Source organism: Deinococcus deserti VCD115 (assembly GCF_000020685.1).
Taxonomy (GTDB): Bacteria; Deinococcota; Deinococci; order Deinococcales; family Deinococcaceae; genus Deinococcus; species Deinococcus deserti.
This window is the reverse complement of record NC_012529.1, coordinates 144,651-168,273: the sequence shown is the minus strand read 5'-3', so window position 1 is coordinate 168,273 and position 23,623 is coordinate 144,651. Positions and strand designations below refer to the sequence as shown.

At 63.0% G+C, this 23,623-nt stretch carries 16 protein-coding genes; 8 read left to right on the top strand and 8 right to left on the bottom strand.

Annotated elements, in window-relative coordinates:
• Window positions 1-57: 57 nt before the first annotated feature.
• The gene (crtI, locus tag DEIDE_RS15400; protein ID WP_012695253.1) at window positions 58-1,710 is read right to left on the bottom strand and encodes a phytoene desaturase family protein; all 1,653 of its coding nucleotides are present in this window, start codon (window positions 1,708-1,710) and stop codon (window positions 58-60) included.
• Window positions 1,711-1,754: 44 nt separating this feature from the next.
• Window positions 1,755-2,696: a phytoene/squalene synthase family protein gene (locus DEIDE_RS15395; protein ID WP_012695252.1), complete on the bottom strand. Its 942-nt coding sequence runs from the start codon at window positions 2,694-2,696 to the stop codon at window positions 1,755-1,757.
• A gap of 264 nt (window positions 2,697-2,960) precedes the next feature.
• Between DEIDE_RS15395 and DEIDE_RS15390 the strand changes: the two genes are divergently transcribed.
• The 4 genes from DEIDE_RS15390 (at window position 2,961) to DEIDE_RS15375 (ending at window position 6,994) form a co-directional block, all read left to right on the top strand.
• Window positions 2,961-3,620 (top strand): class I SAM-dependent methyltransferase, encoded by a 660-nt coding sequence (locus DEIDE_RS15390; protein ID WP_012695251.1) that lies wholly within the window; start codon window positions 2,961-2,963, stop codon window positions 3,618-3,620.
• Between the two features lie 110 nt (window positions 3,621-3,730).
• Window positions 3,731-4,276: a biliverdin-producing heme oxygenase gene (locus tag DEIDE_RS15385; protein ID WP_162485700.1), complete on the top strand. Its 546-nt coding sequence runs from the start codon at window positions 3,731-3,733 to the stop codon at window positions 4,274-4,276.
• The gene (locus tag DEIDE_RS15380) at window positions 4,273-6,567 is read left to right on the top strand and encodes an ATP-binding protein (RefSeq protein ID WP_012695249.1); all 2,295 of its coding nucleotides are present in this window, start codon (window positions 4,273-4,275) and stop codon (window positions 6,565-6,567) included. Before DEIDE_RS15385 ends, DEIDE_RS15380 begins: the two co-directional genes overlap by 4 nt.
• On the top strand, window positions 6,557-6,994 hold the full coding sequence (locus DEIDE_RS15375; protein WP_012695248.1) for a response regulator: 438 nt from the start codon (window positions 6,557-6,559) through the stop codon (window positions 6,992-6,994). The genes DEIDE_RS15380 and DEIDE_RS15375 overlap by 11 nt, the downstream gene beginning before the upstream one ends.
• Before the next feature lie 55 nt (window positions 6,995-7,049).
• On the opposite strand, the gene DEIDE_RS18220 is transcribed toward DEIDE_RS15375, so the two are convergent.
• Window positions 7,050-8,378 carry a sensor histidine kinase gene (locus tag DEIDE_RS18220; protein WP_049760557.1) on the bottom strand — a complete coding sequence of 443 codons (1,329 nt, stop codon included), beginning with the start codon at window positions 8,376-8,378 and terminating at the stop codon, window positions 7,050-7,052.
• A gap of 92 nt (window positions 8,379-8,470) precedes the next feature.
• On the bottom strand, window positions 8,471-9,367 hold the full coding sequence (locus DEIDE_RS15365) for a hypothetical protein (RefSeq protein ID WP_162485699.1): 897 nt from the start codon (window positions 9,365-9,367) through the stop codon (window positions 8,471-8,473).
• 657 nt (window positions 9,368-10,024) lie between these two features.
• Between DEIDE_RS15365 and DEIDE_RS15360 the strand changes: the two genes are divergently transcribed.
• The 4 genes from DEIDE_RS15360 to DEIDE_RS15345 all read left to right on the top strand — a co-directional run bounded on the left by DEIDE_RS15360 (window position 10,025) and on the right by DEIDE_RS15345 (window position 13,319).
• Window positions 10,025-10,579, top strand: a complete 555-nt coding sequence (locus DEIDE_RS15360) for a DUF305 domain-containing protein (protein WP_012695245.1) — start codon at window positions 10,025-10,027, stop codon at window positions 10,577-10,579.
• Between the two features lie 9 nt (window positions 10,580-10,588).
• Window positions 10,589-11,260: a response regulator transcription factor gene (locus DEIDE_RS15355; protein ID WP_012695244.1), complete on the top strand. Its 672-nt coding sequence runs from the start codon at window positions 10,589-10,591 to the stop codon at window positions 11,258-11,260.
• A gap of 4 nt (window positions 11,261-11,264) precedes the next feature.
• Window positions 11,265-12,365, top strand: a complete 1,101-nt coding sequence (locus tag DEIDE_RS15350) for a sensor histidine kinase (protein WP_012695243.1) — start codon at window positions 11,265-11,267, stop codon at window positions 12,363-12,365.
• Window positions 12,366-12,545: 180 nt separating this feature from the next.
• Window positions 12,546-13,319 carry a substrate-binding periplasmic protein gene (locus DEIDE_RS15345; protein ID WP_012695242.1) on the top strand — a complete coding sequence of 258 codons (774 nt, stop codon included), beginning with the start codon at window positions 12,546-12,548 and terminating at the stop codon, window positions 13,317-13,319.
• Window positions 13,320-13,991: 672 nt separating this feature from the next.
• On the opposite strand, the gene DEIDE_RS15340 is transcribed toward DEIDE_RS15345, so the two are convergent.
• From DEIDE_RS15340 to DEIDE_RS15325, 4 genes are all read right to left on the bottom strand, one after another.
• Entirely contained in the window at window positions 13,992-15,680 is a 1,689-nt protein-coding gene (locus DEIDE_RS15340) for a GGDEF domain-containing protein (protein ID WP_012695241.1), read from the bottom strand.
• 173 nt (window positions 15,681-15,853) lie between these two features.
• Window positions 15,854-17,557, bottom strand: coding sequence for a sensor histidine kinase (locus DEIDE_RS15335; protein WP_012695240.1), 1,704 nt, complete (start codon window positions 17,555-17,557; stop codon window positions 15,854-15,856).
• Window positions 17,557-18,390, bottom strand: a complete 834-nt coding sequence (locus DEIDE_RS15330; protein ID WP_012695239.1) for a CheR family methyltransferase — start codon at window positions 18,388-18,390, stop codon at window positions 17,557-17,559. Before DEIDE_RS15330 ends, DEIDE_RS15335 begins: the two co-directional genes overlap by 1 nt.
• A 1-nt stretch (window position 18,391) precedes the next feature.
• The gene (locus DEIDE_RS15325) at window positions 18,392-23,326 is read right to left on the bottom strand and encodes a response regulator (RefSeq protein WP_012695238.1); all 4,935 of its coding nucleotides are present in this window, start codon (window positions 23,324-23,326) and stop codon (window positions 18,392-18,394) included.
• Between the last annotated feature and the right edge of the window lie 297 nt (window positions 23,327-23,623).

Sequence of the window (23,623 nt, the reverse complement as noted above, 5' to 3'; positions counted from 1 at the left end):
TTACTCCCTGAACTGCTGGACGACACAGACAGGCGGTTCATCCAATCTGCTTTTTCCCTACCCCGTGATTTCGGCAGGCACTCCAAAGTCCTGGGCGATCAGGCGCGCGGTCATCTTGGCCGACATCATCACACTGGGCGTCCCGGCGCCCGGCTGGGCCCCAGCGCCCACCAGATACAGGTTGGACACGTCCTCGCTGCGGTTGTGCGGACGGAAGAAGGCGCTCTGGGTCAGCACCGGTTCAGGCCCGAAGGCATTCCCCAGATAACTGTCCAGCGTCGTTTCGAAGTAATCGGGCGTCACGTACTCCAGATGCGTCAGGCGCGCCCGCAGGTCTGGAATAACGCCCCGTTCTTCCAGATAATTCAGAACGCGGTCCACCAGCAGAGGTCCCTGAACGGTCCAGTCCAGTCCGCTGCCGTTGTGCGGCACAGGAACCAGGGTGTACGCCGCGTGGTGCCCTTCGGGAGCAAGGGACGGATCGGTCAGGGTCGGCACGTGCAGGTACTGGCTGAAGTCTGCCCCCAGCACCTTCTGTCCGAAGATCTCTCGCAACAGGGCTTCATAGCGCGGGCCCAGCAGAATGTTGTGGTGGCGCAGCCCGAGCGGCCGGCCGTTGTCCCGAAATCCGAAATAGATCACCAGCAGGCTCATGCTCTGGCGGGCGGCGCGCACCCGCAGGTCGGAGTTGACCAGCCGCGCCGCGCGCGGAACCCGCCGGAGGTAGGTGTTGGCCCAGTCGCCGTTGCTGACCACCAGATCGGCCGGCACTGTCTCGCCGCTTTCCAGGCGCACGCCACGCGCCTGACGACGTCCCAGCGGAGTCCGGACCAGCTGACCCCACTCGTCGGTAACCAGAATCTCCTCGACCCCGGCGTCATATCGGACGGTCCCGCCGAGCTCCTCAAATTTGCGCACCATGGCCTGAACCAGCGCCCCGGTCCCGCCCATCGCGTAATGGATTCCCCAGGTCTTCTCGACAAAATGAATCATGGCGTAAATCGCCGGAACGCTCAGCGGGTTGCCGCCGACCAGCAACGTCTCGAACGAAAACACCTGCCTCATCTTGTCCGAGCGGAAGTACTTTGACGTGAACGAGAACAGTGTGCGCACGGCGTCCAGGCGGAGCAGGTCAGGCACGGCGCCCAGCATCGTGGGCACATCACCGAAATGCGTGTAGCCCAGCTCCAGGAATCCTCGCTCGAAGATGGCCTGGGCGTCACGGTGAAAGCGCTCGTAGCCCTCCAGATCCTCGGGCGCCAGCGCCGCGATCTGCCGGCGGGTTCCTTCTGGGTCACCGTCGTAATCGAAATACGAGCCGTCATCAAACACGATCCGGTAGAACGGCAGGATCGGCACCAGCTTGACGTAGTCGCGGGTCCGGGGGCCACCGCTTTCGCCGGACGTCACCCTCGGCGCCTGACGGACCGCCGGCGGAAAATCTTCGGCGCCCAGGGCGGCGCGGTCACGTTCCAGTGCAAACAGTTCCTCGATAAAGTGCGGCACCGTGATGACGGTCGGGCCCATATCGAACACGTAGCCGTCGGGCGTGCGTTTCTGATACCCGCGTCCACCGGGCCCGTCAAGGCGCTCCAGAATGGTCGTGTCGAAGCCCAGGCTCTGCAGGCGGATGCCCAGGCTCAGCCCGCCAATGCCTGCCCCGATAATCACGGCAACCTTGCGCCGGGTGAGTTCTGGTGGACGCGCCATGGTGCGGCCACTGTAGCCCGCCTCGCCGGGACGGTGGCCCCTGCTCAGCCGCGCAATCCCTTGAGGCGCAGGTACTGCTGCTCCGCCCAGGCCACCGGGCAAGCCGACGCCGGCGAAGAATGGGCGCGGTATTCCTGCCACAGCAGCCTCAGTTTGTGCCGGGGCGGCACATGGGCACGCCGGCTGAAATTATCGTAGCCGTGGGCTTCCAGGTCATCCAGAATTCCCTCGTAGGTGCGTGCGGCGGCCGCGACCCCCACGCGGGCACGCCCCTCCAGTGCCGGAATGCCCTCCCGACCCCTGGCGTACCATTCCCGCGCCAGACCACACAGCTGTGCCATGAGTGCGCGGTACTCCGGCGTGACCCTGCCGGCCTGCAGGTCGGCGTGTGTGACACCGAAGCGGCTCAGCAGCTCAGCCGGCAGGTAGACCCGCCCGCGTGAGAGGTCCTCTCCCACATCCCGCAGAATATTGGTCAGCTGCATGGCCTGCCCCAGCATCAGGGCCTGTTCCAGGGTGTGTGCCCCGCCACGGTAGCCGCCGATAGGCGCGACCATAAAGCCCACGACTCCCGCGACCCGCCGGCAGTACAGGGTCAGGTCGTCCAGGCTGTCGTAGGACTGGCCCGTCAGGTCCATGCAGAAGCCCTCATATAACTCGGCAAACGCGTCCAGCGGAATCGGGTATTCCCGGGTCGCCCAGGCCAGTGCGGTCTGCATCGGGTCATCCCCGGGGTTACCGCAGAAGGCGGAGCAGACCCTGGCCCACCAGCGGTCAAGCTCTACCCTGGCCCCGGCGCCGGTGTATTCATCCGCGATGTCGTCGCCGACCCGGCAGGCGGCATAGACCGCCCAGACCGCCAGCCGTTGCCGCCGTGGATACAGCAGCGAGCCCAGGTAGAACGTCTGGCTGTGGACCCGGGTCATCACTCGGCACCAGCGCAGGGCGGCCAGTGGAGGAGATCCGGGCAGATTGAGGTCAGGCATGGCGGGTCTCCCAGGAATCGGGCGGGCAGGGCAGTTCACCGCATCTTAGTTCAGGACCAGCCAGAATCTGCTTTAACTTTAAGCAATTTTTCCAAGTGTAAATAAGCTGTCCGGGCAGGATCATACTGTCCATGAAGGTCAAATCAGCGGACCCGGCGTCTGCCCCTGAGTCCGTAGGGCAGCGGAGCATCTGGGAAAGCCGAGCCTGCTTCGCCCTCAAGCGCCTTCTGCCGCCGTAAGCACAAGACCCCTCTGGAGCGTGAGATGAGCCCCAAGACCCTGACCCTGGCCCAGCGAAGCAACTTTCTGCCCCTCACTCCACTGGGATACGCCCGGTGGCGTGAACGTTCCCTGACGCTGCTCAGCGCTCAACCCTTCGGGCTGGAGCGTGAAGCCGGGCTGTTTAAGGCGTTAGGCAGGCCCCAGGCGGGCCAGCGCTGGCTGGACGTGGGCACCAGTACCGGCTTTTACGCAGGAGTCCTCGCCGCTCAGGGGTGCCGGGTAGACGCTGCTGATATCAGTGCCGGCATGCTGCGTCAGGCCGCTGCCCGCGCCCCTTCGGCGCTGATCTCGTGGCACCAGGTCAATCTTGAGCAGTCCGGCTGGGACCCTGAAGGGTACGACGGCGTGACCGCCGGAGCCACCCTCAACGAAACGGCTGACCCGGCCCGGTTGCTTGGCGAACTGGCGCGGCTGCTGCGCCCCGGCGGCGTCGTGTGGCTGATGTATGTTACCCGGGCACCAGGTCTGACCCAGTTGGCCCTGACCCGCCTTGGCGGTCTGTACTTTCCGGACCTGGCCTGGGTCTCGCGCCACCTGCCGGGCCTGACCCTGGAGCACGCATCTCAGCATGGCGCAGTCCAGTTCGCCCTCTGGAGGAAAGAGGAACACACCAGTTCGGCAGTGCAAGGGGCGAAGCTGTAGCCATTTTCACCTGGGCCATCCCACGAAGGGATCCCTTGGATTCTGTATTTAACAGATTTCCGGGAAGTCGGGAGAGGCTCTGCGTGATAATGTCTCCGGAGCCCATGATCATGTCACGCCTGAAACACAGCACCCTGGAGCAGCACCACGAGGTAGAAGCTCTGATGCCTGTGTTGCAGCCGGACCTGACCGTCTCTGCCTATGCCCGGTTGCTGACCCAGGTGTACTCGGTGGTCCAGCCACTGGAGGCCGGGCTGCAGTCCTTGCCTCTTCCAGAGGCTTTCGACCTGCCCGCGAGGCTCAAAACGCCGCTGCTGATCCAGGATCTTGATGCAGTTTCGGAACCCCGGCCTGCTCCTTTGCCCCCCCTGCTTCCTGAAGGTGTGCCCGAGGCGCTGGGGGTCCTGTATGTCCTGGAGGGGTCCACGCTGGGCGGGCAGGTGATCGGCCGGCACCTGAACAGAGCGCTTGGCCTGACGCCCGGAACCGGCGGCGCCTACTTCCATGCCTACGGAGCCCGGACCGGAGCGATGTGGAAGGCCTTTGCTCAGGCCATGAACCAGAGTGTCGCGTCCCACGAGGAAGACCGGGTGGTAGACGGCGCGCGCGTGGCTTTCGGCGCCTTCCAGCGGGTGCTTCAGGGCATGCCGGCATGACCAGCCGCGGCTGCGGAAGTGACCTGTTGCCACCCACCTACCAGGGCGGACCGACCATCACCACCGACAACTGCGAGCGCGAGCCGATTCACGTTCCAGGCAGCGTGCAGCCTCACGGCGCACTGCTGACAGTCGATGCCCTGAGCCTGGACATCCTCCAGGTCAGTGCCAATGCCGAGGACCATCTCGGGACTGCCGCCGCCCTCCTGCGCGGGCGTTCGCTGGGCAGCCTCCTGACGGCAGATGAACTTCAGACCCTGACCACAGCCTTGCCCCCCGGATCTCCCGATCACCTGCAGTTCCGGGCAACCCGCGAATCGCCGGCCCCAGAGCCTTCCCAGGGCCTGCAGGCCCTGACTGTCCACCGCACCGGTGACCTGTACATCCTGGAGTTCGAGCCGGCACCCGAGGTGGAACGCACCGGGTCGCATGCCCTGCGCAACGCGGTCTTCGCCCTGGAAAATGCCCCGACCCTGGACGATCTGCTGCGGGTGGCGGCACAGGTCGTGCGCGATCTGTCGGGCTTCGACCGGGTCATGGTCTATGAGTTTGCCGAGGACGCGAGCGGAGAGGTTCGCGCTGAGGCCCGCCGCGACGACCTGAACTCCTTTCTGGGTCACCGGTTCCCCGAGTCGGATATTCCGGCGCAGGCCCGCGCCCTGTACCTGCGGCACCTGCTGCGGCTGACCGCAGATTCACATGCTGACCCGGTGCCGCTGGAACCAATCCTCGACCCCCGCAGCGGACAGCCCACACCTCTGGGCGGCGCGGTGTTGCGCAGCACTTCACCGATGCACCTGCAGTACCTGCGCAACATGGGTGTCGCCTCAAGCTTGTCCGTGTCCATCGTGGTCGACGGACGGCTGTGGGGGCTGATCGCCTGTCATCACGAACGGGCCTTCGTGGTGCCGCCCGAAACCCGCACGGCCCTGGAGTACCTGGGGCGGCTCCTGGCCCTGCAGGTCCAGGTCAAGACGCGCGCCGACACCGACGCTTTCCGGGCCGGACTCCAGACGCGCCGCGCACACATCCTCGGAGCTGCCGCCCATTCGGTTGACCCGCTGGCCACTTTCGCCGACCAGCGCCTGGATCTGGCCGGGCTGATGCGCGCCAGCGGCGTGATCGTCTTTTTCGAAGGCCGCTGGCAGGCCACCGGCCTTGTACCGGGTCCGTCCCAGATCGAGGCGCTGCTCTCCTGGCTGCGCAGGCAGGCCGGTACGCTGGTTCAGGTCGAGGCCCTGGGCGAGGTGTGGCCAGAGGCTCAGTCCTTCGCTGACCGGGCCAGCGGACTGCTGGCCATCAGCGTCGGCCTTGACTGGTCCGAAGGTGTGATCTGGCTGCGCCCCGCCATGACGACCACGGTGGCCTGGGGTGGCGCTCCCCCCGAGCAGGCCAAGGACGCCCTGGGTCCGCGCCGCTCGTTCGAGACCTACGAGCAGACCGTGCGCGGTCACGCTGAGCCCTGGCACGCGGGGGAAATTGAAGAAGCCCAGGAACTGCAGCGGGCGCTGACAGCAGCGCTGGGTGAACGGCTCAGTGTCGTCCGGAGCCTGAACGAGGCGCTGGAACGGTCAAACGCCGAGTGGCGCCAGTACGGCTTCGTGATTGCTCATGACATGCAGGAGCCGCTCAGGTTGATCACGCAGTTCGCGGAGTTGTTTCAGCTGCGTTACCGCGACCAGGTCGACGAGAACGCGGCGCAGATGATCCGGTTCATGCTGGACGAGACTGCGCGTCTGCGCAGTCTTACGGGTGACCTGCACACGTATACGGCGCTGCTCTCGGCTCCGGCGGTGGCTCGTCGCCGTTTCTCTCTGACTGCGGTGGTCCAGGACGTGCTGGTTAAGGTCTCGGCTCAGATCAGCAGCAGTGGGGCTCGGGTAGAGGTTGACGGCGATCTGCCCACCGTGGAGGCCGATCCGGGCGCCGTGCGCGAACTGCTCTTGCAGCTGGTGAAAAACGCTGTGACCTTCGGTGGACAGTACGCCCCCTGGATCAAGATCGGCGCGGAGCGCTCACCCACAGGCTGGAGCATCACAGTGCAGGACAACGGTCTGGGCATCGCCCCGGAATATCACGAGAAGGTGTTTGGCCTGTTTCAACGTCTGGGACGCCGCGAGGACACACCAGGCAACGGCATCGGTCTGGCGCTGGCCCGGAAAATAGCCGAGCGCCATGGCGGCGCCCTGCGGGTGAATTCGGTTCCAGGGGAGGGCAGCACCTTCACCTTCTGGCTGCCTGACCCCCAGATCAGCAAGGGTGCCCGGCGGGAGGCTGGTCATGACTTCTGAACCGGTCCGGCTGCTGCTGGCCGAAGACAATCCGGCCGACGTCTATCTGATGGAAGCGGCGCTGGAGCTTGCCGCGATGCCGGTCACGATGACGGTGGCGCGTGATGGCCGGGAAGTCATGGACCAGCTGGGCGAACTCAAAGCCACGGGTCACCTGCCTGATCTGGTGCTGCTTGACCTGAACATGCCGCGGATGAACGGCTTCGAGGTGCTGACCGCCGTCCGCCGGGACCCGGTCCTGGCGCACCTTCCGGTGGTGGTCTTCACGACTTCCACCGCTCCCGAAGATATCCGGCGTGCCTATGAGCTGCATGCCAACTCCTACGTCAGCAAGCCGGTCACTCTGTCGGGGTTCATGCAGTTGATGGAACGTCTGGGCGCCTACTGGTTTGGTACGGCCAGCCTGCCCCGCACCTACAGCCCCTGAGTGCCCTGTCAGGCTGCCGGAGACCGGGTAAAGAGACTGAGGACACCGACCGTGTTCAACGACCCTCACGCCCGCGCGGAAGCGAAAAGCTGAAGGTCGCGCCCTGTTCCTCCTGGCTTTCCGCCCAGACCCGCCCGCCGTGCCGCAGGATGATACGCCGGACGTTGGCCAGCCCCACACCGATGCCTTCGAAGGCATCGGGGCGGTGCAACCGCTGAAAGACGTTAAACAATTTGTCCGCATAGCGCGGATCGAAGCCGACCCCATTGTCGGTGACCTGAAAGACCCACTCTCCGGGCCGCTCCTGGGCCGCCACGGTGATATGCGTCTCCTCACGGGGCTGGCTATATTTCAGGGCGTTGGACAGCAGGTTGACCAGCACCTGCCTCAGCAGATCGGCGTCAGCGGTGACCACCGGCAGCGGCCCGACGGTCCAGGTCACCCGCCGCTGGGCGGTGTCGGGCTGCAGCGTGGTCTGCACGCTGGCCAGCAGGTCACCGACATTGACCTGCGTCAGCCTCAGCGTCTGCCGTGAGGTCCGGGACAAGTCAAGCATGGCGTCGATCAGGGTGTTCATGCGGGTTGCTGCCTCGTCCACCAGATTGAGGTAGCGCTCGGATTTCTCGTTGAGCGGCGCGTCCAGCGAGCGGCGCAGCAGGCCGAGGAAACCGGTGATATGCCGCAGCGGCGCCCGCAGGTCGTGGGACACCGACATGGCGAAGGCGTCGAGTTCCTCGTTGGCCATCCGCAGCGCATCGGACCGCAGGGTCAGCTCAGCATGCTGCGCTTCAAGGACGTCGTTCTGAGATTCGAGCTGATGGGTCCGTTCGCTCACGCGGGTTTCCAGGTCACGCAGAAGCCGGGCGCGTCCAAAGGCGATGGCACACTGCGCGGCCAGGGTCCTTAAAAACCGCTTTTCGTCTTCGGTAAAGCGGTGGGGCTCCATAAAATCCAGGACCAGGACGCCCAGGGGCCGGCCATCGAGAAACATGGGCAGGACGGCTGTGGCCACCACCGGAGCGGTTGCTCCAGACCGGGCTTCCACCGAGGGGTACTTCCGTGCCAGTTCCCCTTCGTGCTCGAAGAACAGCGCCCGCCGCTGAGCCAAGGCGTCAGCTGCGGGGCCGTCGTCTTCGAGCATTGCGCCCTGCCAGATCGAGGGGCTGCTGGCGAGCTGGCCTGTCATGGCGACACGCTCGAGATGGAGGCCCTCTGAGCCGGCCAGCAGAACAGTTGCGGCGCGCGCATCAAGCGCCTCACGGGCCGGTTTCAGAATGACCTCAAAGACCCCCTCCTGCATGCGGGTGGCCGCCAGGGCTTCGGTCACTTCCTGGAGCCGCTCACTGAGCGTAGGGGGCGCGAGCGTGCCGTGGTGATCAGGCATGCCTCAACGATAGAGCAGACCGCTGCAGGCCGCCGGAACCTTCAGATCGTGTAAAGCACGCTTCGTCTGCGCCAGAAAGTCGTTTCTGGTTTTTAAGACTCTGATTCCGGCTCGCGGACTCCAAGCTGACGGGCGAGTTCCAGGGCCTGCTGGTAAGCCCGCGGGCTGGTGAAGCCGAACTGATGGGCCGCCTGATACGGTGTGGCGGCAATGGCCATGCCGTGATCGCGCAGCGCAGCCATACGCAGCTGGCTGGGCGTGGACCAGCGTACCCCCGCGTTCTGGAACGCGGTCCACAGCCGGGCCCTGAGGGTGCGTTCGTCAAAGGGAAATACCCTCTGGGTCAGGGCGTCCGGGTTCAGAGGCGCGGCGTCGAGGCGGGCCAGTTCGTGCAGTGCACTCAGGCTGCGGCTGGGGATCCGGCACTCGGTACGGCGCAGCAGTGTCTCACGGCTCAGGTTGACGTGCTGCCACTGCAGCGTCAGCAGGTCCGTCATGGTGAAGGCGAGGTCGTCGATCAGCAGCAGGGCGGCTCTGGCATGGGCGTCGCTGGTCTGGGCATGGACCAGCTGCAGTTCCGCGCGCGAGGGGAGAGGATCGGTGGCACTTTCCCGGGCGTGCCGGGGCAGGCCGTCGAGCGGATTGGCCGGCACAACACCCAGCTCGCGGAAGCGTTCATACAGGCGCGAAAGACTGGTGGCCCGCGCGTTGTAGGTGTTGGGTTTGGCTGCGTTCTGCTCGTCACCGATACGTCCCAGTGGTTTGAGCAGCCAGTCGTGGAAATCGGCCGGTGGTCGGCTGAGGTCAATGTTGTCGGCGCGGGCGTCTTCAAAGGTGGTTTTGAGGTTGCTGCGCAACACCTTCTGAATGCCTGGCAACTGCACCAGCGGAAGCAGGCTGTCGAGCTGCTCGCTGGCACTCATGGTCGGATGCCGCAGCAGCCGCAGGATCGTCACAGCACGTTCGTCAGTTGGATGAAGTCCCGTCACAGGTAAAGTATACGTATGAATGTACGAAAGCGGAAGAGCAGGTGTGCTGAACCAACTTGATGTGTAGCCACTACGATCGAGAGCAGATTCTTCGTAACTTTCCGGCTCAAGCTAGTGGAAATTTTCAAGCGGCCAAAAAAGCTCCTGCCAAAAGCCACCGCAACCAGGCTATAGCCCAAGCACGAGCGAATCAGCAGTCTATCGGGAAGCGAACGGCGAGAGAAAGACCAAAGCCAAGGTGACACCAGCTGTCCTGTCTCAAATGAAATTGAAGCAGAAGCCAGACCATAAACAGGGCACCAGGCCCATGGTAAATGTACGGCTTGGCTCAAGCGGCAGAAGCTGACGCCTTAAACCTGATGAGTACGGGACCGTGGCTATAACTGTCAGGAGGGAAGCGCGATGACAATGAGGAACCAAGTACGTGCTTCCGTAAGCAATTCCCTGGTTCAGACACACAGCAGAAGGGAGGCGCAGCTAGAGGGGAAAAACGTCCGTGTCTAGAACAGGAGGTTCGAAAAGACGGGTGATGAGACGAGTTGCCCAAGTTAGGTACCGCTGACGGGCTTGATAAGACGTACATTCTTACACGTACCAACACGCGGGCAGGCCAAAGCGCTTTACAGGAACTTAACACAGCGGTTCTAGGCTGCGGCCATGACCAAAACTTTGCTGACCACCGTTTTTATCGCCTTGCTGTCGACTGCCTCAACACAGAACCATCACTCAGGGATGAACCATTCCGCAGCGGGAGCCAACCACAAGGAACTCAAAGATCTGAGTGGGAAAGCGTTCGACCGGGCGTTCCTCAGCATGATGATTCCGCACCACGAAGCGGCCGTCGACATGAGCAAAGCCGTTCTTCCTACCACGAAATCAGCTCAGGTCAAGGCCTGGGCCCAGGCCATCATCAAAGCCCAGAACACCGAAATCACGCTGATGAAACGCTTACTTACGACCCATGGCGGAAGCGACAAAGCCATGGCGACCCAGATGAACTCAATGATGGCAGGCATGGTCAAAGACGTTCACACGGCCAGCAACCGCGACCGCGCATTCGCAAAAGGCATGATTCCTCACCACGCCAGCGCTATTGAAATGGCCAGCCACGCCCTGAAAAAGTCAAAGAATCCCACCATTCTGAAACTCGCCCGTGACATTGTCAGCTCACAGACCAAAGAGATCAACCAGTTCAGGGCCTACCTCAAGTAAGGTAGGGCCGTGGCCCGTGTCCTGATTGTGGATGACGACCCGGCAATCCTGGAGATTCTGCGAGCCTATCTCGGGGCTGAGGGTCATGAGGTGCTGGAAGCCCAGGACGGCCAGGAAGCACGGGCACTACTGCCGCGGGCCGACGTCGCCGTGATGGACTGGATGCTGCCCGGCGCAGCCGGCCCGGTCCTGGCCCGCGAAGCCCGCGCGGCAGGGCTGGATCTGCCCATCCTGATGCTGACGGCGCGGGGAGAGGAAGAAGACAAGTTGCACGGGCTGGAAGAGGGCGTTGACGACTATGTGGTCAAACCCTTCAGCCCGCGCGAAATTGTCGCGCGGGTGCGCGCCCTGCTCCGGCGCGTTGGAGTCCACCAGGACGTGCGCTCCGACAGTCTGACCATGGACCTGAAACGGCGCACCGTAATGGTTGACGGCCTTCCTGTCGAGCTCTCACGCCTCGAATTTGATCTTCTCGCGGCGCTGGCGCTGCATCCGGGTCTGGCCTGGACACGTGAACGCCTGCTTGAACGCCTGTGGGGGCCAGACTTCCCAGGAACTGAGCGGGTAGTCGACGTGCATATCACTGCCCTGCGAAAAAAACTCGGGGACGACCCGGAGCGCCCCCGCTACATCGAAACGGTGCGCGGTGTCGGGTACAGGTTCCGGGAACGCGGAGGCTAGCACGGTGGGCTTCTTCATGCGTCTGCTCCTGTCGCACCTGCTGGTGATCCTGCTGGCTGTAGCAGGTGTTTTCATTTCGGTCGAGCTGACGGCTCCGGGCTTCTACCGCGCGCACGTGGAGGAAATGGTCCAGACCCTGGGTCCCGCCGGTGCAGACCTGCGCGGGCACCTGGAACATGGACTGCGTACGACCTTAAGCCGGGCCCTGTGGGCTTCGCTGCCACTCTCTCTGCTGCTGGCCACCATCACCGCCTATATTTCGTCCCGGCGGGTGGTCAGCAGCGTCGAGACGCTGCGGCGCCGCAGCCGGGCGCTGGCCCAGGGCGACTACCGCCAGCGAGTACAGGCGACCGGGCGTGATGAACTGGCTGATCTGGCCCACCATTTCAATGTGCTGGCTGCGGCACTCGAGCGGGTGGAGCAGGGCCGCACCGAACTGATCGGAAATGTGGCACACGAGTTGCGTGCGCCACTCACTGCATTACGCGGCTATGCCGACGCCATGGATGACCGTGTGATGCCTCCGGAACACGCGGCGCGCGCCATCAGCCGGGAGGTGGCCGCGATGGAAAGGCTGGTGCGAGACCTGAGTCTGGTGTCCCGCGTTGAGGCCGGACAGGTTGAACTTCACCTGTGTCCGGTCCGAGTGAGCACGCTGCTGCAGGCCGTGCGCGAACGGTTTGCGCTGGCCTATGAGGAAAAGGGGATCGTGTTGCGACTCCCCGAATTCACCACAGGCTCAGGCCAGGCTGCGCTGTATGCCGATCCGGAAAGAGTGACTCAGATTCTGACCAATATTCTCGGCAATGCCCTGCGTCATACCCCAGCCGGTGGAGAAGTAGACGTATCAATCGGCATTCTGAAAAACAATCTGGTGATTGCTGTCTCAGATACAGGCCCGGGCATAGACGCTGATCATCTTCCACGGCTGTTCGAACGTTTTTACCGGGTAGACCCAGCCCGGTCCCGCCCAGGTGCTGGCAGTGGCGTGGGGCTGACCATTGCGCGGGGGCTGGCTGAAGCCATGAACGGCACGCTGATCGCGGCGTCTGGTCCTGGACGGGGAAGCGTTTTTACACTGACCTTGCCTATGTATGAATCATAAGTTCCTGCTGTCTCTCGTGAACAGCAACGGAAGTGATGACGCCGTGCTCAATTAATTACTGAAGCACCACAATTTGTACTAAGTCCAATATTTATCAGACGCCATAAGAGTAAGAGTCCTGTGTGAACTCCTTTAACATACTAAAATTCAAAGTCAAGCAGATCTGACGAAGGAGCTTTCATGAAACGTCCATACCTATTGCCATTTTTTGCTGCCTTAAGTGCCTTGGCTGTCCTCCCCGAAGCAAGTGCCCGGACTTTTGCTGACATTAAAGCCAGTGGCGTGCTGCGAGTTGTTTCCGGAGGCGATCTCCCCCCCTTTATCCGCGTAGAGGCTGAGCGTCACCGGGGCTATGAGCCTGAACTGATTGAGGCTGTAGCCCGTAGCCTGGGCTTGACCGTCTCTTATCAGGTCGTTCCGCCCTATCAGCTGATCAAGGAACTGCAGGAAGACCGCGCTGACATTGCCATTGGTGCACTGGGCATTACCAGCACCCGCGAAAACAAGGTGGACTTCACGATGCCAACCGCGTGTGCGGGCGTGTCGGTCGTCTCGTTTGATCCCAAGCTTCAGAAGCATACCGACCTGGTCGGCAAGTCTATTGGTGTGGGGGCCGGTTCCATCATGCAGGCATACGTCCAGAAGCTGCCGTTCGAAAAGAAAGTCACGGTATACAACAGCAGCAAGGAACTGATCTTTGCTGTCATGGCAAAACAGGTCGATGCCACCTTTGCGTACACGATCATGGGGCCTGCGGTGAAAAGCCTGTATCCAAAAGCGCCCATCAACTTCGGACCTGAACTGTGGCGCGTTCCAATCGGCTTCATGACCGCTGAGGACAATGTCACGACCCGCACGACGCTGAACGGTGCCATCAACAGGTACATGCAGTCCACCGGCTACGCATTCCTGTCGCAGAGATATTTCAAAGAAGACGTCCGCTGCCGCGGCTGAGTCACGCGAAGCCGTCACCTCCTGTTGACCCCTCAAGAGCGGTTCCTTTCATACCCTTCATTCGTTAAGGACTTGGGGCTGCACCACATGGCCATCGGAGTCCAGAACCGCTCAGAGTACAATCCAAATAATTCGAGCCGGGCTTCCATTTCTGGAAGCCCGGCTTTCCGGGATTACAAGCACTCCTCACACGACCTACGAACCAGAAGGGCTCTGCCGGACCCCGAAGATCCTCGGGACCAGTACGATTGACTCAAGGCGCTCACGCCAGTAGTCAAAATCGCTGGGGAAACGGCAAATTAACGTAGAGCGCCTGTAGGTTACAGGGCAAAACTCAATTGATTGCTTCTGGCTGGTCGGACGAGAACGCCTCCCGCCGCTTCATGTTCGATGACAACGCCCGCGCCACCTTTGCCCTCGACGGTCCGAACTGAGCTCCATCCTCACTACGGCACCAGGCCATCCCAGACCACCTCTCAGCGGTTTTTTGGAATCCGCTGGGAGCCAGATGTTTTCTCGACCACACATCCGCCCACGCATAGCTTATGGTGCTTGACCTGACCCAGCTCTCCGGGCCATCGCAAGCCTCTGGAACGCACCAAATCAATCCCAGTCAAACTCGACTTGCCAAGAAGGGGTACCCCAGTGGGCCCTCCACCCTTAAAGCGCAGATCACGAGATGCGGCTGTGGCTCTCGCGCTTCTGCTGATACATAGCGGCGTCGGCATCCCGCAGCAGGAAGGACCCGGTCATGTCGTCTGTACGCAGTGTGGCGGCGCCCATGTTCAATTCCAGGGCAGGATGACAGGCAACCCTTCTGGCCAGGGCTTCGCGGATCCGCTCGGCGACCTGTAAGGCTCCTTCCAGGGTGGTATACGGCAGCAGCAGGGCAAACTCATCTCCGCCCCACCGGAAGACATGATCTCCCGCTCGCAGGCACTCCCGCAGCGTGGTTCCCACCTCAACCAGGGCCTGATCCCCTGCCGCGTGCCCCAGCGTGTCGTTGATGGCCTTGAAGCGGGTGATATCCGCCAGCAGCAGGGACAGTGGCGTCTTGTGCCGCTGAGCATTTGCCACGACACCCTCAAGACATTCAGTGAAGGCCCGGCGGTTGGGGAGGCCTGTCAGCACGTCCGTGCGCGCCGCGTGCTGGATCCTGGAACGCTGCCAGGCTTCGTGTAACAGCAACGCCGCTTGCACGGCGAACGACCGGGCCACCTCCACCGAGTCCTCGGCGAATGCGTCCGGATCATTGTGAGCGTCGATGTTCAAGAAGGCGTACACCTCACCGTGGTGCAGGATTGGCACCCCGATGTTGGCTGCGATATGGTCCACAGAGGGCAGAGTTCCCTCGTGATACTCCCCTTCCCGCAGAAAGCCGCTGCCCTGCACATGAAGCCGCGCGTTTCGCAGAATACGGGGGACTCCTCTTAACCACGCGTCTTTGCCCAGGCCATACCAGTTGTCCCGGGTGTCATCTATCCGGAAGCTGACCTGACTCAGCTCAGCCTCATCGAACGTGACCGCCGCGGCGTAACGAAACAACTCTCCATCTCGCACCAACAATGAGCCACTCTGGGCGCCGGGAATCTGCTGGAGGGCCTGCTGGAGCAGGGGACGGTAGGCACTTTCAGGATCGTTTTCCAGCAGGCTGCGCTGCATCGACAGCAGTTCCGACAGATGCCGCTGAGACTGAATCCGGTCGTATTCAGTGCTGATGGCCCGCGCCACGATATCCAGCAATTGAAGTTCGTCCCTGCTCCAGCGGCGTCCAGGATCTGGCAGCCACAGGGCGATCCGCGCGCGCCATCGGCCCGCAAGCGGCAGCAACAGGCCACCGGGACGGATCAGAGGCTTGCCCTGACGGCACGCTGCCAGATCCTCACGGGTAAACGTCACCTCAGGAATGGTTCCGGTGGTCCAGGCTGGCTCTGGCACCAGCCTGCCGTGATGGTCCCGCAGGCCCTGAACCCCCAGCAGACCAAACACCTCCATCAACTGTGGCAGAGCCGACCGAATCACCTGCTGGTCCGTGCCCCGTCCAGCAAAGCTGAGGGCCAGCTGACTCAATTGGGCGGAGCGGCCCAGCAGCAGCAGAGTGTCGCGCAGATTGGTCACTGAATCCCTGAAGTGCCCGAAAGCGACCAAGTGTGCAGGATCTGCCTCTTCAGCACCGGCCTTTCCACGCCACTCCACACTCCAGTCAGGACCCGTGGTCACCACCACCGGCCCTTCCGGAAACGCCTGGACAAGGCGGTCGCGCAGCTCCTCTGCGCTCCGGCAGCTGGCAAGACTCACCATGACCTGGCTATAGACCTGCGCTGAGGCGGTTGCCTCGTCCCCTGCGCCGGATTCACTCATTGTGCGCCTGCTGCGCTGGAGCTCCATCGGTGTCATCACGCTACGTCACCCACTCTTTCAGGACTGTGACAGTGCCGCGCGGCTGTTCGCCCTGCATGTGGCGAACACCCAGGCGGGTGTCCCAACCGGGAACGATGTCCCAGATGTTTTTGATCCATCACAGAGTACTGATCCTACTCTCCCTTTTCCACAAGTTCTGCCGGTGTGCCCTCGCTGGTCCGCTCCTCTGCGGGAGCCAGCATCACACCGGGGTCCACACGCGGCAGCGAGAAGCTGAAGGTCGCCCCCCGGTCCTCCTCGCCCTCGGCCCAGACCCGCCCGCCGTGCCGCACGACCATCCTGCGCACATTCGCCAGCCCCACACCATAGCCTTCAAACGCCTCGGCTGCGTGCAGCCGCTGGAACACCCCGAACAGCTTGTGGCTGTAGGCCATATTGAAGCCTACGCCGTTGTCACGTACGTGGACCACGACCTCCTTGCCCTGATCCTCGCCCCAGACCTCGACACACGGCTTGTCCCGGCACTGCGAGTACTTCACGGCGTTGGACAGCAGGTTGGTCAGAATCTGGCGCAGGGCCAGCACGTCCGCCTGGACCACCGGCAGGTCATGCACCTTCCACTGCACCGCTTTGGCACCGGGAGCGTTGTCCAGATCACGCACCACTTCCCGCGTCAGGATGTCCAGGGCCACTGTCTGCGGCGTCAGGTCATGCCGCCCGGTCCGGGCAAAGTCCAGCAAGCCGTCAATCAGGTGTTCCATGCGCCGCGCGCCGTCCTGAATCAACTGCAGGTAGCGCGCCGACGAGGGCGGCAGCTGTTCGAGGGCATTGCGGCTGAGCAGGTCCGCAAAACTGGCGATGTGCCGCAGCGGCGTGCGCAGATCGTGAGAGATGGAATAGGCATACGCCTCCAGCTCTCCGTTGACGTCTTCAAGCTGTGCGGTGCGCTCCTGGACCCGCGCCTCCAGGGAGGCGTTCAGCGCACGAAGTTCCTCTTCCATATGCTTGCGGTACGTCACGTCCTTGCCGGTCGATACAAAATGGGTGATCCGCCCGCGCTCTCCCTTGATCGGGGTGATGGTCTTTTCCTCGTGGTAAAGCGAACCGTCCCGGCGGCGGTTGATGAGTTCACCGCGGTAGACCTCGCCGCGCAGCAGGGTGTCCCACATCTCCCGGAAGACAGCCGGGTCATGCAGGCCCGAGTTGAGAATCCCCGCGTCCTGGCCAACCGCCTCGTCACGGCTATAGCCGGTGATGGCCTCAAAGGCACTGTTGACGTACTCGATCACGCCGTCACGCCCGGTGATCAGGATCGGGTCGGCGGTCTGCTCGATGGCACTGGACAGCTTGAGCAGCTCAAAGCGCGCCGTACGCCGCTCGCGTTCGTTTGCGCGCCGCAGTTCATCCTGCCGCGCTTTGGCCTCGCGCGCTTCGAGCTCGCGCAGCCTGCGCTCGTGCGCCTGCACAGTAAGGGTCTTGAGGTGCAGGTCGACAAAAACGCTGACCTTCGCCTGCAGCACCTCTGACCGCACCGGCGAGAAGATGTAATCCACCGCTCCCAGGGTGTAGCCGCCCAGCATATCGGCTTCAGCGCGGTCATGCGCGGTCACGAAGATGATCGGCGTGGTCTCGGTCTGGCGGCGGCTGCGGATCAGCTCGGCAGTCTCGAAGCCGTCCATGCCGGGCATGCGCACGTCCAGCAGAATGACCGCGAACTCCTGGTTCAACACCATGCGCAGCGCCTCGCGGCCGGAGGAGGCCAGCACCAGATTCTGTCCCAGTGGTTCCAGCGCCGCTGCCAGCGCCAGTCGTTTGGCATCCTGGTCGTCCACGATCAGGATGTTGGCTTTGGGAATATCAAGTGCGGCGGCTGACATCAGGCAATTCTCCGGTAGAGCTTCTCGCTGAGATTGATGGTTTCGAATCTGCGCTGGTGCGCGCTGAAGTCCAGGGTCTCGTGCCGCCCCAGCCCCAGCACCCCGAAGGGCACCAGGCTGCCCAGCAGCAACGCCTGCACCTGCTCTTGCAGCTTCTGGGTGAAGTAGATCAGCACATTGCGGCACAGAATAAGGTGAAACTCGTTGAACGACCCGTCAGTCACCAGATTGTGCTGGCCCCAGATGATGTTGCGCCGCAGGTCGGCGCGCACCAGTCCGTGGTCATACTGCGCCGTGAAATACGAACTGAAGGCCCGGATGCCCCCCGCAAGCTGGTAGTTGCGGGCATATTCCTCAAGCTTCTCCTGAGTGTAGATCCCCCGGCGGGCGACCGCCAGCGCCGGAGCGCTGATGTCGGTGGCATACAGGCGGCTGCGTTCCAGCAGACCCGCCTCGTGCAGCAAAATCGCTACCGAGTACACCTCCTCGCCGGTCGAGCAGCCTGCGTGCCAGACCCGCAGGAAGGGATGGGTGCGCAGCACCGGCAGCACCTGCTCACGCAGCGCCCGGTAGAAGGGTGGGTCACGGAACATCTCAGTGACGTTGATCGACAGGGTGTCGCGCAGCCGCACCAGGGCCATGGGATCGTGCAGCACCCGGTCCTGCAGGGCGCTGACGGTCGCGAGGCCCTCCTGCGCCATGCAGTGCAGCACCCGGCGTTTCACGGTCGCCGGGGCATACCCCCGGAAGTCGTGCCCGGAATGCCGGTAGACGCCTTCGAGCAGCAGGCTGATCTCGATATCCTCGAGCGGTTCGGTCGGGAAGGATGACATGTCAGCGCGAGAGCCAGACACGCAGCAATGACAGCAGCTGACCGGTGTTCACCGGTTTGCTGATGTAATCGCTGGCACCCGACTCGATGGACTGCTCACGGTCGCCCGGCATGGCCTTGGCCGTCAGGGAGATGATCGGCAGGTTCTTCCACTTGCGGTTCTGACGGATCAGGCGGGTGGTTTCGTAGCCGTCAAGCTCCGGCATCATCACGTCCATCAGGACAATGTCGAGCTCCGGATGCTGCTCAAGCATCTGAATGGCGTCCCGGCCGTTCTCTGCCGTCAGCACCTCCATCTGGTGACGCTCCAGGACGGCCGTCAGCGCAAAGATGTTCCGGATATCATCATCCACCACCAGCACGCGCTTGCCGTGCAGAACCGGCTCCTGCTGACGGGCGCCTTCAAGCACCTGACGCTTGGCCTCGGGCAGGTTGGCCTCGACCCGGTGCAGGAACAGCGTGACCTCGTCGAGCAGACGCTCGGGCGAACGCACATCCTTGAGGATGATCGACTTGGCCGCCTTGCGCAGCTGGGTTTCCTGCTGACGGGTCAGGTCCTGCGCGGTGTACACGATGATCGGAATGGCCCGCAGCGAAGGAGTCTGCTGCAACGTGGTCATCAGCTCGAAGCCGCTCATGTCCGGCAGGTTGAGGTCCAGCACGATGCAGTCAAACGGCACGCGCGCCAGGAGTTCGAGCGCCTCGGCGCCGCTGCTCACGGCGGTGGTCTTCACGTCTCCATTGCCGATCAGATCCACGATGTTCTGGCGCTGCGGGCCATCGTCTTCCACCACCAGCAGGTTCTTGACCCGCCTGGCCAGGAAGTTTTCCAGGCTGGCAAACGCGGCGGTGAGCTGCTCGCGGTCCCCGGACTTGGTGATGTGGTCAAGTGCCCCGAGCTTGCGGCCCACCAGCGACTTTTCCTGCCCGGAGATGATATGCACCGGAATGTGCCGCGTCAGCGGATCGTGCTTGAGCGAGTCGAGCACGGCCCAGCCACTCGTGTCGGGCAGGGTCAGGTCCAGCGTGATGGCCGCCGGGCGGTAGGTCTGGGCCAGGGTCAGCGCCTGATCTCCGCGGGTAGCGATCAGCCCCATGAAACCGCGTTCACGGGCCAGGTCCAGCAGGATACCGGCGTAGGTGGGGTCATCCTCGACAATCAGCACGGCCCGGTCGCCCGGCTGGAGTGCGCTGCGGTCGTCAAGGGGCAGCTCAGTGGCCGCTTCACCGGCCGGCTGGTCCACCGTGGCCTGGGCCGGCTCGGCGGACACCGGCGTGGGTGCAGCGCTGAACCTGGCCGGGCCGGCGCTGGACGCCCCTGAGGACAGCTGAGCCATCAGACCGGGCTGGGGCTGACGCTCCTGACGGTCCACCGCGCGGTCGCCCATCGGGAGGTACAGCGTAAACACACTGCCGACCCCTGGAGTGCTCTGCAGGGTGATTTCTCCGCCCAGGATGCGGGCGAGCTCACGGCTGATGGCCAGCCCCAGCCCTGTGCCGCCGTACTTGCGCGAAGTCGTGCCGTCGGCCTGCTGGAACGCCTCGAAAATCACGCGCTGCTTGTCGGCGGCGATGCCGATGCCTGTATCGCTGACGCGGAAGGCCACCACCGAAGGTGCCCGGCGCAGCGTGGAGTGCTCGGTGCTCCAGCCAGACAGCGCAGGCTCGACCTGCAGGGTGACGCTGCCTTTCTCGGTGAACTTGAAGGCATTCGACAGCAGGTTCTTGAGAATCTGCAGCAGGCGTTTCTCGTCGGTCAGCAGGGTGGGCGGCAGATCGGCACTGAAATTCAGCTGCAGCGACACGCCCTTGTCGGACGCCACGTGGGCGAAGGTGGTGTCCACCGCGTCGCGCACGCTGCGCAGCGGTACTTCGGTCAGGTCGGCGCTGACGGTGCCGGACTCGATCTTCGACAGGTCCAGGATGTCGTTGATCAGGCTGAGCAGGTCATTGCCCGCCGCGTAGATGGTCTTGGCGTAGGCCTGCTGCTGGTCGGTCAGGTTGCCGTCCGGGTTGTCGCGCAGCTGGTGGGCCAGCAGCAGCAGGCTGTTGAGGGGCGTGCGCAGTTCGTGGCTCATGTTGGCCAGGAATTCGCTCTTGTACTTGCTGGTCAGGGCCAGCTGGGCGGCTTTTTCCTCCAGAGCGTGGCGGGCCGACTCGACCTCGCGGTTCTTGTCTTCGACCTCACGGTTCTGGTCGGCCAGCAACCTCGCCTTCTGCTCGAGTTCCTCGTTGGTCTGGCGCAGCTCCTCCTGCTGGCTCTGGAGTTCCTGGGCCATGCTCTGGGACTGGCGCAGCAGGGTCTCAGTGCGCATGGTCGCCTGAATGGTGTTGAGCACAATGCCCACCGACTCGGTGAACTGTTCGAGGAAGCTCAGGTGTGTGGCGCTGAACGGCTCAAACGAGGCCAGCTCGATCACGGCCTTGGTCTGGCCTTCGAACACGACCGGCAGCACCACGATGCTGTTGGGCGTCGCGGCGCCCAGCCCGGAGCTGATCTGCACGTAGTCGTGAGGCACGTGGGTCAGAACGATCGGTTCCTGCTCCAGCGCGGCCTGCCCGACCAGACCCTCCCCGAGGCGGAAGCGGTTGCCCAGGCCCTTGCGCTCGCGGTAGGCGTAACTGGCCTGCAACTGCAGGGTGGGCGTGCTGGCCTCCTCGTCAAGGGTATAGAACACGCCGTGACGGGCGCGCACCAGCGGCGCGAGTTCCGAGAGAATCAGGCGGCTGACGGTCAGCAGGTCACGCTGGCCCTGCAGCATCCCGGTGAACTTGGCCAGGTTGGTTTTCAGCCAGTCCTGCTCATAGTTCTTCTCGGTGGTTTCGCGCAGCGTCTGGATCATGGTGTTGATGTTGTTTTTCAGCGCGTCCATTTCGCCGCTGGCATCCACCGAGATCGAGCGGGTCAGGTCGCCCAGCGTCACGGCCGTGGCCACTTCAGCAATGGCCCGGACCTGGGTGGTCAGGTTGGCCGCCAGGCTGTTGACGTTGTCGGTCAGGTCCTTCCAGGTGCCGCTAGCGCCCGGCACGTTGGCCTGTCCGCCCAGCTGACCCTCGGTCCCCACTTCGCGCGCGACCGAGGTGACCTGCTCGGCGAAAGTTGCCAGGGTGCCGATCATGCCGTTGATGGTGTCGGCCAGCTCCGCGATTTCCCCCTGGGCCCTGACGTTCAGCTTTTTGTCCAGCTCACCATTGGCCACGGCTGTCACGACACGCGCAATGCCACGCACCTGATCGGTGAGGTTGTTGGCCATGAAGTTCACGTTTTCCGTGAGGTCCTTCCAGGTGCCGCCCACACCCGAGACCCTGGCCTGGCCGCCGAGTTTGCCCTCAGTGCCCACTTCACGCGCCACACGCGTCACTTCGGAAGCGAAGGCGTTGAGCTGATCGACCATGGTGTTGATGGTGTTTTTCAGGTCGAGAATCTCACCCTTGACGTCCACCGTGATTTTCTTGCTCAGGTCGCCGCCGGCCACGGCGGTGGTCACGAAGGCGATGTTGCGCACCTGATTGGTCAGGTTGTTGGCCATGAAATTCACGTTGTCGGTCAGATCCTTCCAGGTGCCGCCGACGCCACGAACGTCCGCCTGGCCGCCGAGTTTGCCTTCGGTGCCCACCTCGCGCGCCACACGGGTGACTTCTGAGGCGAACGCGTTGAGCTGGTCCACCATGGTGTTGATGGTGTTTTTCAGGTCGAGAATCTCGCCACGCGCGTCTACCGTGATTTTGCGGCTGAGGTCCCCGTTGGCCACGGCCGTGGTCACGTCCGCGATGTTGCGCACCTGACCGGTCAGGTTGTTGGCCATAAAGTTCACGTTGTCGGTCAGATCTTTCCAGGTGCCGCCGACGCCGCGAACTTCGGCCTGACCTCCCAGCTGCCCTTCAGTGCCTACTTCACGCGCCACACGCGTGACTTCCGATGCGAAGGCATTGAGCTGGTCCACCATGGTGTTGATGGTGTTTTTGAGCTCCAGGATTTCTCCACGGGCATCTACCGTGATCTTGCGGCTGAGGTCCCCGTTGGCTACAGCTGTGGTCACGTCCGCGATGTTGCGCACCTGACCGGTCAGGTTGTTGGCCATGAAGTTCACGTTGTCGGTCAGGTCCTTCCAGGTGCCGCCGACGCCGCGGACTTCGGCCTGACCTCCCAGCTGCCCTTCAGTGCCTACTTCACGCGCCACACGCGTCACTTCTGAGGCGAAGGCATTGAGCTGGTCCACCATGGTGTTGATGGTGTTTTTCAGGTCGAGAATCTCGCCGCGCGCGTCTACCGTGATTTTGCGGCTGAGGTCCCCGTTGGCCACGGCGGTGGTCACGTCCGCGATGTTGCGCACCTGACCGGTCAGGTTGTTGGCCATAAAGTTCACGTTGTCGGTCAGGTCCTTCCAGACCCCGCCGACGCCAGCCACCTGAGCCTGGCCGCCGAGCTTGCCCTCGGTGCCCACCTCGCGCGCCACACGGGTGACTTCCGACGCAAAGGCATTGAGCTGCTCGACCATGGTATTGACGGTGCTGACGATCTGCAGGAACTGACCCTGCATCGGCTGGCCGTTGACCTCCATGGCCATGGTCTGCGACAGGTCACCGTGCGCAACAGCCGTGATGACGCGGGTCATTTCTGCTGTGGGGCGGACCAGGTCGTCGACAAGCTCATTGACGCCCTCAATCAGAGACGCCCAGCCGCCGGTAGTGGTGCCCACAGGAATACGCTGTTTGGTGTTGCCTTCCTTACCGACCACCCGCCCGACACGGGCGATGTCCTGCGAAATGCGCTGGCTTTCTTCAAGCAGTTCGTTGAAAGTGTCCGCAATTTTGCCGGGTACGCCGTCCCAGTTCATAGGCAGGCGCACACTGAAGTCGCCCCGCCGGAACGCGTTCAGTGCAGCGAGGATCTGCTGCTGGTCGTCGAGCTGTGGTGGAGTCAGTGTGCTGGTCATGCGATGAGATCCACAGCAGTGTGTCTGGAACGAAATAGAAAGGCGGCGAGCTTCATGTCGGTTAAGAATATGGAGTAGGTTCTGGCTGCATCAGAAGTTAAACGTTGTATGAACGGCTTCTCATGCTTACAGGCAGCAATAGCCTCTATGCAGTTCGGTTAGCAGAAAGTCCTATGAGCGTTGTGCCTGCCAGGTGAGAAGGATTCCTGGCTGGATTTACTCACAGTTCATTCCAGACATTCGTTTCATACAGCAGGTTTGGTCAATCTGTCACCCGGCATGACGAGGCGGACGTTC